Origin of the sequence: Paraburkholderia sp. BR10937 (assembly GCF_040965695.1) — a bacterium.
GTDB lineage: Bacteria > Pseudomonadota > Gammaproteobacteria > Burkholderiales > Burkholderiaceae > Paraburkholderia.
The window spans coordinates 1-223 of record NZ_JBFRCL010000300.1 but is presented as its reverse complement, the minus strand read 5'-3'; the positions used below and the strand labels follow the sequence as shown (position 1 = coordinate 223).

Below are 223 nucleotides of genomic sequence, written 5' to 3'. Positions count from 1 at the left end.
GCGAAGTTGAAGTGTTTGTGATGATGCAATCTCCCCGCGGCTAGACGGAAAGACCCCATGAACCTTTACTGTAGCTTTGCATTGGACTTTGAACCGGTTTGTGTAGGATAGGTGGGAGGCTGTGAAGTGTGGACGCTAGTCTGCATGGAGCCGTCCTTGAAATACCACCCTGATCTGTTTGAGGTTCTAACCTTGGTCCGTGATCCGGATCGGGGACAGTGCA

1 rRNA gene is annotated in these 223 nt (G+C 51.6%); it reads left to right on the top strand.

Annotated features, from left to right (window positions below):
- Window positions 1–223 (top strand): 23S ribosomal RNA (locus AB4Y44_RS43050); the annotation flags it as partial.